Annotated in this window: 13 protein-coding genes; 9 read left to right on the top strand and 4 right to left on the bottom strand. The window is 71.4% G+C overall.

Annotated features, from left to right (window positions below; translation table 11 throughout):
• Nucleotides 1-31: 31 nt before the first annotated feature.
• The gene (locus tag ACZ6S0_RS07940) at nucleotides 32-949 is read right to left on the bottom strand and encodes an aspartate carbamoyltransferase catalytic subunit (RefSeq protein ID WP_344889647.1); all 918 of its coding nucleotides are present in this window, start codon (nucleotides 947-949) and stop codon (nucleotides 32-34) included.
• Nucleotides 946-1551, bottom strand: coding sequence for a bifunctional pyr operon transcriptional regulator/uracil phosphoribosyltransferase PyrR (pyrR, locus tag ACZ6S0_RS07935; RefSeq protein WP_465914470.1), 606 nt, complete (start codon nucleotides 1549-1551; stop codon nucleotides 946-948). The genes ACZ6S0_RS07940 and pyrR overlap by 4 nt, the downstream gene beginning before the upstream one ends.
• A 260-nt stretch (nucleotides 1552-1811) precedes the next feature.
• Between pyrR and ACZ6S0_RS07930 the strand changes: the two genes are divergently transcribed.
• From ACZ6S0_RS07930 to ACZ6S0_RS07900, 7 genes are all read left to right on the top strand, one after another.
• Complete coding sequence (locus ACZ6S0_RS07930) at nucleotides 1812-3056, top strand: arginine deiminase (RefSeq protein ID WP_465914467.1); 1245 nt, start codon at nucleotides 1812-1814, stop codon at nucleotides 3054-3056.
• 15 nt (nucleotides 3057-3071) lie between these two features.
• Nucleotides 3072-4076 (top strand): ornithine carbamoyltransferase, encoded by a 1005-nt coding sequence (argF, locus tag ACZ6S0_RS07925; RefSeq protein ID WP_465914465.1) that lies wholly within the window; start codon nucleotides 3072-3074, stop codon nucleotides 4074-4076.
• On the top strand, nucleotides 4077-5012 hold the full coding sequence (arcC, locus tag ACZ6S0_RS07920; protein ID WP_465914463.1) for a carbamate kinase: 936 nt from the start codon (nucleotides 4077-4079) through the stop codon (nucleotides 5010-5012).
• A gap of 10 nt (nucleotides 5013-5022) precedes the next feature.
• Nucleotides 5023-6444: an amino acid permease gene (locus ACZ6S0_RS07915; RefSeq protein ID WP_465914461.1), complete on the top strand. Its 1422-nt coding sequence runs from the start codon at nucleotides 5023-5025 to the stop codon at nucleotides 6442-6444.
• Nucleotides 6445-7044: 600 nt separating this feature from the next.
• On the top strand, nucleotides 7045-7224 hold the full coding sequence (locus tag ACZ6S0_RS07910) for a hypothetical protein (RefSeq protein ID WP_465914459.1): 180 nt from the start codon (nucleotides 7045-7047) through the stop codon (nucleotides 7222-7224).
• Between the two features lie 312 nt (nucleotides 7225-7536).
• On the top strand, nucleotides 7537-8031 hold the full coding sequence (gene bldD, locus ACZ6S0_RS07905) for a transcriptional regulator BldD (protein ID WP_026214021.1): 495 nt from the start codon (nucleotides 7537-7539) through the stop codon (nucleotides 8029-8031).
• A gap of 297 nt (nucleotides 8032-8328) precedes the next feature.
• Nucleotides 8329-10140 (top strand): SAV_6107 family HEPN domain-containing protein, encoded by a 1812-nt coding sequence (locus ACZ6S0_RS07900; RefSeq protein WP_465915221.1) that lies wholly within the window; start codon nucleotides 8329-8331, stop codon nucleotides 10138-10140.
• Nucleotides 10141-10994: 854 nt separating this feature from the next.
• On the opposite strand, the gene ACZ6S0_RS07895 is transcribed toward ACZ6S0_RS07900, so the two are convergent.
• Together ACZ6S0_RS07895 and ACZ6S0_RS07890 are read right to left on the bottom strand one after the other, a co-directional pair.
• A complete protein-coding gene (locus tag ACZ6S0_RS07895; RefSeq protein WP_465914458.1) occupies nucleotides 10995-11186 on the bottom strand; it encodes a ferredoxin in 192 nt (63 codons plus the stop codon).
• A 6-nt stretch (nucleotides 11187-11192) separates the two neighbouring features.
• Complete coding sequence (locus ACZ6S0_RS07890) at nucleotides 11193-12383, bottom strand: cytochrome P450 (protein WP_465914457.1); 1191 nt, start codon at nucleotides 12381-12383, stop codon at nucleotides 11193-11195.
• Between the two features lie 97 nt (nucleotides 12384-12480).
• On the opposite strand from ACZ6S0_RS07890, the gene ACZ6S0_RS07885 reads away from it, so the two are divergent.
• Entirely contained in the window at nucleotides 12481-13086 is a 606-nt protein-coding gene (locus tag ACZ6S0_RS07885) for a TetR/AcrR family transcriptional regulator (protein ID WP_465914454.1), read from the top strand.
• A gap of 190 nt (nucleotides 13087-13276) precedes the next feature.
• Nucleotides 13277-13813 (top strand): hypothetical protein, encoded by a 537-nt coding sequence (locus ACZ6S0_RS07880; RefSeq protein ID WP_465914452.1) that lies wholly within the window; start codon nucleotides 13277-13279, stop codon nucleotides 13811-13813.
• Nucleotides 13814-13817 lie beyond the last annotated feature (4 nt).

The raw sequence follows: 13817 nt of genomic DNA, 5'->3' as shown, positions 1-13817 counted from the left end.
TTGGGCTCTTCGGTTGGTTCGCTGCGCCGGCTCACGCGGTCTCTCCCCCGAGCAGCAGGTAAAGGACGGCCATGCGGATGGTCACGCCGTTGGCAACCTGTTCGACGATCGTGGAGCGCGCCGAGTCGGCCACCTCGGCGGCGATCTCCATGCCCCGGTTCATCGGGCCCGGGTGCATGACGATCGCGTCGTCGGGCATCTTCGCGAACCGCGCCCGGTCGAGGCCGTACCGGCGGGAGTATTCGCGCTCGCTCGGGAAGTACGCGGCGTTCATCCGCTCCTTCTGCACCCGCAACATCATCACCGCGTCGGACTTGGGCAGCACGGCGTCGAGGTCGTAGGACACCTCGCACGGCCAGGTCCCGACCGAGACGGGCAGCAGGGTCGGCGGCGCGACCAGCGTGACCTCCGCCCCGAGCGTGTGCAGCAGCAGCACGTTGGAGCGGGCGACCCGGCTGTGCAGCACGTCGCCGACGATGGTGACCCTGCGCCCCTCCAGGTTGCCCAGGCGGCGGCGCATGGAGAAGGCGTCGAGCAGCGCCTGCGTGGGGTGCTCGTGGGTGCCGTCGCCGGCGTTGACGACGCTGCCGTGCACCCAGTTGGCCAGGCGGTGCGGCGCGCCGGAGGCGCTGTGGCGGATGACGACCGCGTCGGCGCCCATGGCCTCCAGGGTGAGCGCGGTGTCCTTGAGCGACTCGCCCTTGGACACGCTCGACCCCTTGGCCGAGAAGTTGATCACGTCGGCGGACAGCCGCTTGGCCGCCGCCTCGAACGAGATGCGCGTCCTGGTGGAGTCCTCGAAGAACAGGTTGACCACCGTGCGCCCGCGCAGCGTCGGCAGCTTCTTGATGGAACGTTCCGAGACCCTCGCCAGCTCCTCGGCGGTGTCGAGGATGAGCAGCGCGTCGTCCTTGACCAGGTCGCCCGCGGAGATCAGATGCCGGTTCACCTGGCGCCCCCCTTCATGAGCAGCACCGCGTCGCGGCCGTCGATCTCCTGCAGGTAGACCTTGACCTTCTCGCTCTTGGCGGTGGGCAGGTTTTTACCGACGTAGTCGGCGCGGATGGGCAGCTCGCGGTGGCCGCGGTCGACCAGCGTGGCGAGCTGCACGGCGGTGGGCCTGCCGAGGTCGTTGAGCGCGTCGAGCGCGGCGCGCACGGTGCGGCCCGAGTAGAGGACGTCGTCGACGAGCACCACGACCCTGCCGTCGATCCCGTCGGACGGGACCTCGGTGCGGCCGAGCGGCCGGACGGGGCCGCGCCGCAGGTCGTCGCGGTACATCGTGATGTCGATCGAGCCGACGGGGATCTTGACGCCTTCGAACTGCTCGATGCGCTCGCCGAGCCGCCGGGCCAGGGTGGCGCCGCGGGTGGGGATGCCGAGCAGGACGACGTCGTCGGCGCCCTTGGTGCGTTCGAGGATCTCGTGCGCGATGCGGGTCAGCGCCCGGTGGATGTCAGGAGCCTCGAGCACGGCCCTGGAGTCGGTCCCCTTGACGTCGGCTCCCCGCGAATTGGGGCCTCCGGGATCGGGCACTCTGGAATCGGACATGACGGATCTCACCACCTTTCCCGCCTCACGGGACGGGTCTTAAAGGGTGTCGGTCGGGACACACAGTACCAGGGGCTACCAGCCACGACGTGAGCGCCCTCACGTGGGCGGGCACCCCGGGCGGCCGCCGGGCGACCTCCCGGATCAGGTAATTTCCCGGCTCCCGCCCGTGTCGGGGCGGGCCGCGCGGGGCACGTCACCCGGGCGCGGGGGCGGGCGTCACGCGTGACTTCCGCGCCGGGGAGGGGGATAGAGGTGAGATGACGTTCCATGTCGATTCCGAGGTCGGGCGGCTGCGGCAGGTCCTGCTGCACGAGCCGGACCTGGCGCTGAAACGGCTCACCCCGAACAACAAGGACGCCTTCCTCTTCGACGACGTGCTGTGGGTCCACCGCGCGGTCGAGGAGCACGAGGAGTTCCAGCGGGTCCTCACCGACCACGGCGTACGCGTCCACCTGCTGTCCGACCTGCTCAGGGAGACGATCGACATCCCCGAGGCGCGCAGGCACATCCTCGACGCGGTCATCCACGAGCGCTGGCTCGGCCCGGTCGCCATCGACGACATCCGCAACACCCTCGACGGGATGGACTCCGCGACGCTGCAGGTCTACCTCACGGGCGGCATCACCAAGCGCGAGCTGCGGGAGCTGGGCTGCGACCCCAAGTCGGTGACGTTCCACGCCACGGCCGACGACGGCTTCATCCTGCCGCCGCTGCCCAACCACCTGTTCACGCGCGACACGTCGTGCTGGATCTACGACGGCGTGTCGATCAACGCGATGAAGAAGAAGGCCCGCGTGCGGGAGACGGTCAACATGGAGGCCGTCTACATGTATCACCCGACGTTCGCGGACGGCTTCGACCGGCCGGGGCAGGGCGGATACCACTGCTGGATGCCGGGCCAGGCGGTCGGACCGGCCACCATCGAGGGCGGCGACGTGCTGGTCATCGGCCGGGGCGCGGTGCTGGTGGGCATGAGCGAGCGCACCCGGCCGCAGGCGGTCGAGATGCTGGCGCAGCGGCTGTTCGAGGCCGGCTCCGCACGCGTGATCGTCGCGCTCGACATGCCGAAGGCGCGGGCGTTCATGCATCTCGACACCGTGATGACGATGCTGGACGTGGGGGTGTTCACCGAGTACGCGGGCCTGGGGATGCTGCCGGCGTACACGATCGAGCCCGGGGAGACCTCCAAGGAGCTGAAGGTCACCGACCACCCTCCCGAACACATGCACAAAGCCATCGCGAACGCCCTCGACCTGCCGGACATCACGGTCCTGACACCCACCCAGGACGTGTACGCCGCCGAGCGGGAGCAGTGGGACGACGGCTGCAACGGGCTGGCGCTGGAGCCCGGCGTGGTCGTCGCGTACGAGCGCAACACCACCACCAACAACCACCTGCGCGACAACGGCATCGAGGTGATCACGATCAGGGGCAGCGAACTTGGACGGGGGCGCGGCGGGCCGCGCTGCATGAGCTGCCCGCTCGAACGTGACGCCGTCTAGGGGGAACGTGATCCGATGACATCCGATCTGCGCAACCGCAGCTTCCTCAAGGAGCTGGACTTCACGCCCGAGGAGCTCGGGTTCCTGCTGCGGCTGTCGGCCGAGCTGAAGTCGGCCAGGCACGCCGGTACCGAGCGGCAGCGGCTGCGGGGCAGGAACATCGCGCTGATCTTCGAGAAGACCTCCACGCGCACCCGCTGCGCGTTCGAGGTGGCCGCCCACGACCAGGGGGCGCACGTCACGTACCTCGATCCGGCCGGCTCGCAGATCGGGCACAAGGAGTCGGTCGGCGACACGGCGCGGGTGCTGGGGCGCATGTTCGACGGCATCGAGTACCGCGGCGCCAGCCAGGCCGACGTCGAGGAGCTGGCCGCGCTGGCGGGGGTGCCCGTGTGGAACGGGCTGACCGACGAGTGGCACCCCACGCAGACGCTGGCCGACGCGCTGACCATGACCGAGCACGGCGAACGGCCGCTGCGCGAGCTGTCGTTCGCCTACCTGGGCGACGCGCGCAACAACACGGGCCACTCGCTGCTGGTGACGGGCGCCATGTTCGGCATGGACGTCCGCGTGGTCGCGCCCAGGGCCCTGTGGCCCGACCAGGGCCAGGTGGTCGGGCCGGCCGAGAAGGTGGCCGCCTCGACGGGCGCCAGGATCACCGTCACCGACGACGTGAACCAGGGCGTCAAAGGGGTCGACTTCCTCTACACCGACGTGTGGGTGTCGATGGGCGAGCCGGCCGCCATCTGGGACGAGCGGATCAAGCTGCTGCTCCCCTACCAGGTCAACGACGCCGTGGTGCGGGCCACGGGCAACCCGTCGGTCAAGTTCATGCACTGCCTGCCCGCCCTGCACGACCGGCGCTCGGCCGTCGGGCGCGACCTCCTCGACCGGACCGGGCTCGACGCGCTGGAGGTGACGGAGAGCGTGTTCGAGTCGCCGCGCTCGATCGTCTTCGACCAGGCCGAGAACCGGCTGCACACGATCAAGGCCATCATGGTCGCGACCTTGGGAGACTGAATGCGGGTCATCGTGGCGCTGGGCGGCAACGCGGTGCTCAGACGCGGCCAGCGGCCGGACGCCGACGTGCAGCTCGCCAACGTGCGCGCGGCCGTCAAGCCGCTGGCCCAGCTCGCCAAGGAGCACGAGCTGGTCATCACCCACGGCAACGGCCCCCAGGTGGGGCTGCTCGCGCTGGAGAGCGCCGCCGACCCCAGCCTGAGCAGGCCGTACCCGTTCGACGCGCTGGGCGCGCAGACGCAGGGGCTGATCGGCTACTGGATGCAGCAGGCCCTGCAGAACGCGCTGCCCGGCCGGCCGGTGCTGGCCATGGTCACGCAGACGCTGGTGTCGGCCGTCGACCCGGCCTTCGAGGCGCCCGCCAAGTTCGTGGGCCAGGTCTACGAACGCGAGCAGGCGGAGAAGCTGGCCGCCGAACACGGCTGGACCGTCCGGCCCGACGGGCGGCAGTGGCGGCGGGTGGTCCCCTCCCCCGCGCCGCAGCGCGTGGTCGAGACCCGCCTCATCCGCAAGATGATCAGCGCGGGCGTGATCGTGGTGTGCGCGGGCGGCGGCGGCATCCCCGTCGTACGCGACGAGCGCGGCCGGCTGACCGGCGTGGAGGCCGTCGTCGACAAGGACCTGACCGGCGCCCTGCTGGCCGAGGCCCTGGAGTGCGACGCGTTCCTGAGCCTGACCGACGTGCCGCGCGTCATGCGCGGCTTCGGCACGCCCGAGCAGCGCGAGATCGGCCACACCACGCCGCACGAGCTGCGCGCGCTCGACTTCCCCGCGGGGTCGATGGGGCCGAAGGTCGAGGCGGCCTGCCGGTTCGTGGAGAAGACCGGCGACATGGCCGCCATCGGCAGGCTGGACGACGCCGTACGCATCCTCGCCGGCACCGCGGGCACGATCGTCACCCCCAACGGCAGGTGGCCCCTGACGAGCACGCTGTAGGGGGTCTCCGGTGACGCTGGCCCGGCGGCTCCTCCGTACCAAGCCGACCGAGCGCCTCGTGGCCGAGGGCGGGCGCGGCGAGGGCGGCGAACTGCGGCGCACGATGTCGCTGTGGCAGCTCACGCTGTTCAGCGTCGGCGCGACGCTGGGCACCGGCATCTTCGTGATCCTCGGGCAGGCCGTGCCCAAGGCGGGGCCCGCGGTGGTGCTGGCGTTCGTGCTGGCGGCGGTCACGGCGCTGCTCTCCGCCCTGTCGTACGCCGAGCTGGCCGGGACGATCCCGGTGTCCGGCTCGTCCTACTCCTACGCGTACGCGACGCTGGGCGAGCTGGTGGCCTGGGTCTGCGGCTGGTGCCTGATGCTCGAGTACGCCGTCTCCGTGGCGGCCGTGGCCGTGGGCTGGGGCGAGTACCTCAACGCGTTCCTGCGCTCGCTGTCCGGCTTCGAGCTGCCGGAGGCGATCACCCGCTCCCCTGGCCAGGAGGGCGGCGTGGTCAACGTGACCGGGATCGTCATCGTGCTGGCGGCCACCTGGCTGCTGCTGTACGGCGCCTCCGAGAGCGCCACGGCCAACGCCGTCTTCGTGCTGGTCAAGGTCGCGGTGCTGGTGTTCTTCTGCGTGGTGGCGTTCACGGCCTTCCGCTCGGGCAACCTGGCGCCGTTCGCGCCCATGGGGGTGGCCGGCATCACGGCCGCGGCCTCGCAGGTCTTCTTCTCCTACATCGGCTTCGACGCCGCCTCCACCGCCGGTGAGGAGGCCAGGAATCCCAGGCGGGACCTGCCGCTGGCGATCCTCCTGTCACTGGTCCTCGTGACGATCGTCTACGTGCTCGTGGCCGTCGCCGCCGTCGGCGCGCTGCCGTGGACCGACTTCGACCCCCGCAGCACCGAGGCGAGCCTGTCGCACATCGCCGACCTGGCCTCCGGGGCCACCTGGCCCGGCCTGGTCGTGTCGTTCGGCGCCGTCGTCTCCATCGCCAGCGTCGTGCTCACCACCATCTACGGCCAGACCCGCATCCTGTTCGCGATGTCGCGCGACGGGCTCATCCCCCGCGTCTTCCAGCGGGTGAACCCGCGCCGCCGGGTGCCCGTCGCCAACACGCTCATCGTGGCGGCGTTCGTCTCGGTGCTGGCCGGGCTCGTGCCGCTGGGGCAGCTCGCCGAGGCCACCAGCATCGGCACGCTGTTCGCCTTCGCCATCGTCAACGTCGGCGTGCTCGTGCTGCGCCGCCGCAGTCCCGAGCTGCCGCGCGGCTTCCGCACCCCGCTGTTCCCTGTCACGCCGGTGCTCGGCGCGATCCTGTGCGTCGTGGTCATGGCGGGGCTGGCCAGGGTGACCTGGGTGGCGTTCGGGCTGTGGATGCTCGCGGGCCTGATCTGCTACTTCCTGTACGGCTACGGTCATTCGCGGCTGAACGCCGAGGCGCGGTGAACGAGGCTGGACGACGTACCGGCCGGCCACGTGCCGGGGCCCGGGGGGAGGGACGGGCAGGCCGAGTGCGTCGTCCATACCCACCGGGGCGGCGGACGCGGGCCGGTGGAACCGGCACGCGTGCGCGGCGCCTGCGTGGTGGTGATCGGCTCGGCCCCCGGGCGGCGGCAGAGGGCGCATCTCGGTGGGCGGCACAGCCGACTCTCGGTGGGCGGCACAGCCGACTCTCGGTGGGCGGCACAGCCGACTCTCGGTGGGCGGCACCACCGACCAGCTCCCGCACCCGTCCTCCGTTCCCGTCCTGTCTGCTCGCGCCGTGCGGCTTCGGCGAGGCGCCGCCGACCGCCTTCGACCACCTTCGACCGCCTCACCGTCGCCTACCGCCGCGGCCCCGCTGCGATCCGGCGGTCGAGGACGCGGCCAGGGCGGCCCTCGCGCTCGACGTGCCCCTGCGGCTGGTCACGCTGGTGGTCAGCGCCGGCAGGCGGGCGAGGATCGCGGAGGAGACGCTCGTACGCCTGCGCGAGCAGGCCGCGGCGGACCTGCGTGCCGCAGCGCGGGGGCAGCGGCGACTGACCGACCGTCGAGGTCGAGGTCGAGGTGCTGGAGGGCGGCGACGTGGCCCAGGCGCTCGGGACGACCTCGTGGCTGCCCGGCGAGATGATCATATGCGCTTCCAGCGACACCGGGCCACTCAGGCGGATCTTCCTCGGGGACACCTCGATCAAGATCATCAGGGTCTCGACCCGCCCGGTCATGATTCGCACCCGGCGGTCCTGACTGCCCTGACCAGGTCGGCGGAGTCTCGTCAAACTGTGACGAAGTAGGGTTACCAGTGGGACATGGGGGGCGTTTGCGGCGATCCCTACCGGACCGGATTCGGCATCTTTTTTCCAATCAGCTTGACCTCAGGCGTCCACCCCTTTACCGTCACTGTGCGTAACCACACCTCGCGGCGTTCTGGGGTAAACCCAGGGCCATGGCTACCGATGGTGCCGAGCCTGGCACCAGACCCCCCGGTGGTCCGGGCATACGCCGCAAGGGAGCACAATCTACTGAGAGCGATACATACGAGAGCCGGGGGGCCACACGATGCCGTCTGAGTACGCAAAGTCGCTGGGTGCACGACTCCGCGCCATCCGCACCCAGCAGGGCCTGTCCCTGCATGGAGTCGAAGAGAAGTCGCGTGGCAGGTGGAAGGCCGTGGTCGTGGGCTCGTACGAGCGTGGCGACCGAGCGGTGACCGTGCAGAAGCTTGCCGAGCTTGCCGACTTCTACGGGGTGCCCGTCTCCGAGCTGCTGCCGGGCGGCGCCGCCCCCAGCCCGCTCGGGCCGACGCCCAAGCTTGTGATCGACCTGGAGCGCCTGGCGACGCTGCCGAAGGAGAAGGCCGGCGCCCTGGCCCGGTACGCCGCCACGATCCAGAGCCAGCGTGGCGACTACAACGGCAAGGTGCTGTCGATCCGCCAGGAGGACCTGCGCTCCCTGGCCGTGATCTACGACAAGTCGCCGAGCGAGCTGACGGAGGAACTCATCAGCTGGGGCGTCCTCGACGCCGAGGCCCGCCGGGCCGTGGAGTCCTTCTGAGGCCGTCCTGAGGTCGTTGTGACCTCGGGCCGGCGCTTCCGCCCGCCGCCCGGCCCGAGGTCGCCTTTGAGCCCACCGCTCAACCGAGGGCTCCCGCCTCCCCGCGAGCCCCCGGGCACCACCCACGCACCCCACCGCCGTACCCGCGCGACGTACTTTCCGCGCCACCCGGCCGCGCCTGCGCACCCCACCTCCCCGCCCGCGCGACGTTCCCCTCAGCCCGTGCGACGTTCCTCCCGCGACATTCGGCTGCGCCTGCGCGTCCCACCGGCCCTCACCACCTGACTGCCTTCGCGCATGCCTCTCCCGCGCCACCCGGCCATACGGGCACTGCACCTCCCGCACCATCCGGCGATCCCGCACCCCTCCCCCGCACCACCCCGTGATCCCCACGCGCGCCGTCTCACGCACCACCCCGCGCGCGCCCCTCCCCCCCCGCACCACCCCGAGATCTCCACACGCGCTCTCTCACGCACCACCCCGCGCGCCCCTCTCCCGCACCCACCCTGCGGGCCTTCACGCCACCCATCTCCCGCACCATCCGACGACGTGGGTGTGGCCCGTCTCCCACACCGCCCACCTCCCGCGCCATCCGGCGATACCCGCGCGCCTCCTCTCCCGCGCGACCAGCGTGCTCGAGGTCACCCCACCTCCCGCGCCACCCGGCCATGCGGGTCGCCCCACCTCCCGCATCACCCACCTCCCACACCGTCCGGCGATCCCCGCACGACCCGCCCTGCCACGCCACCCGGCCGTGTGCGCCCCCGGCCTCCCTTGACGCCTTGGACATCATGGGCACGTCCGCCCGCCGCACGCCCACCGCACCGCCCGCCCGCCACACACCCACGTCCGCCCGCCGCACGCCCACCGCACCGCCCGCCACACACCCACGTCCGCCCGCCGCACGCCCACGGACCGCCTGCCGCACACCCATCGCACCGCCCGCTGCACGCCACGGACTGCCCGCCGCGCGCCCGCGGCGCAGCCCAGCGCGCCAGGGGCGGCGTCTGCCCCGCACACGAGCGGCACCCGCCCATCCCCGCCCCGCACGCACCCGTTCCAGCCCTGAGGGCTCTCGCGGACGTCCGCTGGGCTCGGTGCGCCAACGCGGCGCGGCCGTTCGTGCCCGGATCCGCACGCCATACGCTGGGGACGTTCCCAAGATGCGGCCTCCACCCATGCACGCCCGCCTCCAAGCCCCTCCCTCCCACGGACCGGTGCTGCCTCCGCTCGTACGTGCCGGGGTGCCGGGGTGCCGCGGAGCGGCGGGCCCCTGGTCGTGCCTGGCCCTGCGGACCGGCGGGCTCTGTCGCGTGTCGGTGCCTTCTCTTCAACATCATCGAACCTATGTTCGTGGAACAGGTTGACACCGAGGGTGATCGAAATTATGTTCGATCCAGTGACGGTGGGGCTCGCGGCTCAACGTCACCAGGACCTGGTCGCGGGCCGTTCGCTTCCCCAAGCGATCCCCGCGGCCAGGCTCCTCGGGCGAAGGGCGCGTCCTCGTCGTCGGCGGAGACGAGTGGGCGTGTCCTGGCCGGACGGGGAGAGGGGAAGCTCCTCGTCCGGCCGGCCCGGCGGAAATGTCGGTGGCGTCTGCGATTGTTGGCTTCACCGGCGCGGACGCCGGCGCCGCCCACGACTCCAAAGGAGGCGCGCAAGATGGCACCACGGCCTAGAGAAACGCCCGGGCCCCGGCTGTCGCCTGCGGTTCGGGCACACCTGACCGACTCACGTTCATGCCTGGCGGAGGCGACCGGCGCTCGCACCCCGGCATCCCGATACGTTGCCGCCCACCTGGCGGCTCTGCGAGCGGCGGCGGCGATCCTGGCTGCCCGTCCCCGTCCCATGGAGGGCCGTCGGCGCCGCCTGCGCAGCGCCTGGGACCTGCTGCCCGAGGCGGAGCCGAGCCTGGCGGAGTGGGCCGCCTACTTCGCGATGACCGCCGCCAAGCGCGCCGCCGCGGAGGCGGGGATGGTGCGGCGGATCAGCGCGGCCGACGCCGACGAGATCCTCGCCGAGGCCGAGACCTTCGTCTCGACGATCGAAGACCTCCTGGGCGTCCCCGGTCAGCCCCAGATCCCGGTGGACGTCCCTTTGGCGGGCTGACCTCGGGGCCCGCCCACGACCGGCACCGCGACCCCGAACCGCCCCCATAGCCCCCGATCCGCCCTCATAGCCCTCGCCGGTCATCAAGCTCTGCCCGGCCCCCATAGCCCGGCCCTCCCTCCGCGCCCCGATCCATCGCTCCGTGGTCGGGGGACTATCACGCCTTGGCCCCTGGTTCATCGCTCCCTACCTGGGCCCGCCTTTCCTTGACTTGGGCCCCTTCCTTCGTCTGGGTCCGCGAACCTGGGTCCGCCTTTCCTTCGTCTGGGTCCGCCCTTCCTTGGCCTGGGTCGCCCGCCTATGGCGCGGTCGCCCCCCTCATGGCCCATCCGGTCCCTCACAACCCGCCCGCCGCCCGCAGCCGCCGTTTTCCGCGGAGCCGCCGGTCGGTGCCCAGTGGGGCCGATCAGGGTCTGGCATGGACGCCCACCCGCCTCCGGACCCCAGCTCACGGATTTGAGGCACGTGTTGAGGGTGGGCCTGGGGCACATGTTGGGGGCGGGCAGCGGGCACGTGTTGAGGGCACTTGTGCGGCGCTTCGTGAACCTCCCTTCATGGGCTTGCCTTCGCGGGCTTGCCTTCGCGGGCTTTCTGGCGACCGCTTCGCGCCCGAGAAGCCCCCCGCGGGCTCTGGTGCTTGGCGAGGCCCACCTGGAGGTTCGGTGTCGGGCGGGTGCTTCTGGCCCGAGCGGGGAGGCGCACAGAGCGGGACGGGGAGGCGCGCAGGCCCGGACGCGGAGGCGTACAGGCCCGGACGGGGAGGCGCGCAGAAACGACAGGGCCGCCGCCGCGGGTCTAGCTGCGGCGACGGCGAAGCGGTGCTGGACCGGTGTCTCAAAGGGACGTCAAGGCGGTCATTCGACCGAGATGGCCCCCGACGGGCAGAGCGTCACAGCGCGGCGGACGGCGTCCTCCAGCTCCTGCGCAGGCGCGTCCTGCAACAGGACGACCGTGCCCTCGTCCTCGCTCTGATCGAACACCTGCGGCACCGTCAGCGCGCACATGCCCGCCCCGATGCACACCGATTCATCTGCCTTGATCTTCATGGTGACCTACCAAGTGACAGGGAGGCGGTGGACTCCGTAGATGCTCATTTCCGAGCGCATCGGCACCTCCTCGGGTGTTACCGCCAAGCGTAGGCCAGGCAGGCGGCGCAGCAGCGCGGGGTAGGCGATGCGCATCTCGGCGCGGGCGAGCTGCTGGCCGAGGCACTGGTGGATGCCGTGGCCGAAGGTCAGGTGCCCGCCGGCGGGGCGGGTGACGTCGAGGTCCTCGCCGTCGGCGAAGCGCGCGGGGTCGCGGTTGGCGACGGGCAGGTGGATGGTGACCGACTCGCCCGCCTTGATCGTGGTGCCCTCGATCTCGACGTCCTCCAGCGCCGTGCGTACCGGCCCGAGGTGGATGATCGTCAGGTAGCGGAGCAGTTCCTCGACGGCGTTGTCGATCAGGGAAGGGTCCTCGCGCAGGGCGGCGAGCTGGGCGGGGTTGGTGAGCAGCGCGTACGTCCCGAGCCCGAGCATGTTGGCCGTCGTCTCGTGCCCGGCGATCAGCAGCAGGACCCCGACCCCGGTCAGCTCCTCGTCGGTCAGCTCCCCGCCCTCGATGAGCCCGCTGAGCAGGTCGTCGGCCGGGTCCTTGCGCTTGCGCTCGATGAGCCCGTGCAGGTACGCCCAGATCCGCCGCATCGCCGCCACGGCGTCGTCGGACTTGGTCTCGAGGTTGACCAGGATCTTGGAGTCCTGCTGGAACTGTTCGCGCTCCTCGTACGGCACGCCGAGCAGCTCGCAGATCACCAGCGACGGGATCGGCAGCGCGAACGCCTCGACGAGGTCCACCGGCCCGCCCTCGGCCGCCATGGCGTCGAGGCAGGCGTTGGTGATCTCCTCGATGCGCGGTTCGAGCATCTTCATCCGCCGCACCGTGAACTGACCGGTCAGCAGCTTGCGGAAGCGCGTGTGCTCGGGCGCGTCCATGCGCAGGAAGAAGCCGGGTGGGGACCGGAACTCCGACTCCTTGCGCAGCTCCATCCTGGCCGGGATGGGCGGGTGCATGTTCTCGGGGAGGTTGCTGAAGCGGGGGTGCGCGAGTATCGCGCGGGCCGCGGCGTAACCGGTGACGAGCCAGCCCTGGTGGCCGTCGGCGTACGTCATGCGGTGGATCGCCGCTTGTTGTCGCAGTCGCGTGACTTCGTCGGGTGGATCGAGGGGACGCTGGCGAGCGGTGGGCAGGGTCAGTTCGGACATGTTCCGGCTCCTTTCCTGGCTCACCACTCAGAAAACCTCTCTGGATGCAAAATTTCAATGGGTGAAAACAATAAAACCATGCAGTATAGTTCCGCCCATGGTGGGACTGCGGGAGCGCAAGAAGCAGCGCACACGCCAGGCGCTGATCGAGGCGGCGCTCCGGCTGTTCGACGACAAGGGGTTCGAAGAGACCACCCTGGCGGAGATCGCGGCGCGGGCCGACGTCTCGACGCGCACGTTCTTCAGCTACTTCGCCAGCAAGGAAGACGTCGTCTTCTACGACACCCACGAACGGCTGGAGATGGCCGTCACGACCCTGGCCGCCAGGAGGCCGGGCGACTCCGTGACCGGCGTGCTGCTCAGGGTCGTCGAGCAGAGCTTTGAGCAGGCGGCCGCCTACGAGGGCCTGACGCCCGAGGACGCGGCGCTGCGGGCGCGGCTCATCCTGACCGAGCCCGCGCTGCAGGCACGGGCGCTGCTCCTGCTGTTCGACAGCCAGATCAGGATCTCCAGGGCCCTGTACGAAGCGTTCCCCGAGCGGCTGACCCAGGAGGACGCGGCGGCGGCCGTCGGGGCGCTCATCGGGGCGATCAAGCTGGCGGCGATGGTCAACGTGCAGCGCCACCGCTCGCTGGAGGAGGTGTGGGCGGTCGCTCGCCGCGCCTCCGAGGTCGCGCTGTCCGGGCTGCGCACTCTCGACTGACCCGAGCCGCCCTCGACCAAGCCGCGCCGCTCGCGACCGAGCCGCCCTCGATTGAGACCGTCCCCCGACCGAGTCCATGCTCTGGGCTGAGTCCGTCCCCGAAGGCTGAGGGCTTCCGAGTCGCCCGAGACCGCGTTCCTTTGAGAGGCTGTCCACCGGAGCCGGGCGGATCAGGCGAAGAGGAGAGCGGATGGCGGGGTTCGGGCGGCCGGTCGGTCTGGTCCTGCTGGGGCTGGGGCCGGTCCTGGTCGCGGCGTACGCGGGCGCGGGTCACGCGGCCGTCCGGGCGGCGGTGCGGGAGCAGGTCGCGGGCCCCTCGTGGGAGGGCGGCCGGATCGACGGCTCCGGGATGACCTCGCTGGGCGTGGACACCTGGCATCTGACCGGCCTCACCGCCCTGGTCACCGGCGTGGTGGCGCTGGCCGTCGCCGTCATCGGGGCGCTGCTGCTGCGGCCGAGGCGCGGCCGGACGACGCTGCTGGTGGTCTCGGGCTTCCTCATCCTGCCGTACGCGCTGGGCTTCTTCGTGGCGCTGATCAATCCCGTCAGGATGCTGGGCTCCCTGCGCTCTCCCGACTTCGTCGCCGGCCTGCCCGCCTGGCAGCCGTTCACGGCCGTCCTGTTGCTGGCCGCCGGGCTGGTCCAGGCCGTCGGGATGTCGATGACCGCCGCCCAGGGCAGGCGCGCCACCAAGGAGGCGGCCACCGCGCGAGACCCCGAGCCCTGAGACG

It is taken from the genome of Nonomuraea sp. NPDC051298 (genome assembly GCF_055586305.1).
Note: the sequence above shows the minus strand (reverse complement) of the source record. Positions and strands in the feature narration are given on the sequence as shown.

Bases quoted from the DNA above. Each gene is read 5' to 3' on its own strand.
- pyrR (WP_465914470.1), bottom strand. From the start codon at position 1,551: ATGTCCGATTCCAGAGTGCCCGATCCCGGAGGCCCCAATTCGCGGGGA.
- ACZ6S0_RS07930 (WP_465914467.1), top strand. From the start codon at position 1,812: ATGACGTTCCATGTCGATTCCGAGGTCGGGCGGCTGCGGCAGGTCCTG.
- argF (WP_465914465.1), top strand. From the start codon at position 3,072: ATGACATCCGATCTGCGCAACCGCAGCTTCCTCAAGGAGCTGGACTTC.
- arcC (WP_465914463.1), top strand. From the start codon at position 4,077: ATGCGGGTCATCGTGGCGCTGGGCGGCAACGCGGTGCTCAGACGCGGC.
- bldD (WP_026214021.1), top strand. From the start codon at position 7,537: ATGCCGTCTGAGTACGCAAAGTCGCTGGGTGCACGACTCCGCGCCATC.
- ACZ6S0_RS07900 (WP_465915221.1), top strand. From the start codon at position 8,329: ATGCCTCTCCCGCGCCACCCGGCCATACGGGCACTGCACCTCCCGCAC.
- ACZ6S0_RS07895 (WP_465914458.1), bottom strand. From the start codon at position 11,186: ATGAAGATCAAGGCAGATGAATCGGTGTGCATCGGGGCGGGCATGTGC.
- ACZ6S0_RS07890 (WP_465914457.1), bottom strand. From the start codon at position 12,383: ATGTCCGAACTGACCCTGCCCACCGCTCGCCAGCGTCCCCTCGATCCA.
- ACZ6S0_RS07885 (WP_465914454.1), top strand. From the start codon at position 12,481: ATGGTGGGACTGCGGGAGCGCAAGAAGCAGCGCACACGCCAGGCGCTG.
- ACZ6S0_RS07880 (WP_465914452.1), top strand. From the start codon at position 13,277: ATGGCGGGGTTCGGGCGGCCGGTCGGTCTGGTCCTGCTGGGGCTGGGG.